The sequence below is a fragment of the Pseudomonas agronomica genome, from assembly GCF_025917275.1.
GTDB classification, from domain to species: Bacteria; Pseudomonadota; Gammaproteobacteria; order Pseudomonadales; family Pseudomonadaceae; genus Aquipseudomonas; species Aquipseudomonas agronomica.
In genome coordinates this window covers 1-426 of sequence record NZ_JAOSHO010001059.1, presented here as the reverse complement: position 1 = coordinate 426, position 426 = coordinate 1, and the positions used below count along the sequence as shown (strand labels likewise).

Here is a 426-nt window from a genome sequence, read left to right as displayed (position 1 = left end):
CCAGGCCACCGCCTGGGCCGACTACACCTGGCACAACGGCCCCCTGGACGGGTTCGGCGTGGGTGCCGGCGTGCGTTACGTAGGCGACACCTATGGCAACACCACCAACACCGATTGGGGCCACGTCAGTTCCTATACCGTGTATGACGCCTCGGCCCATTACGACCTGGGCCGTCTGAACAAAACCCTCAAGGGCGTCACGGTGGCGGTGGATGCGAAGAACATCCTCAACAAGGACTACCTGTCCACCTGCGATGGCTTCTACTGCTACTACGGCGACCAACGCAACGTCGTCGCCAGCGTGAATTACAAATGGTAAACGGTTAGCATTTGCGTAAACCTATTTAGAGGCACCCGCTAGATGCAACACGGTTCATGTAAGGGCACAAAACCGTGGCGAGGGAGCTTGCTCCCGCTGGATCGCGG

Annotated in this window: 1 pseudogene; it reads left to right on the top strand. The window is 59.2% G+C overall.

What is annotated here, in order from left to right:
- A pseudogene (locus OC610_RS28895) lies at positions 1-319 on the top strand (TonB-dependent receptor); the annotation flags it as partial.
- Between the last annotated feature and the right edge of the window lie 107 nt (positions 320-426).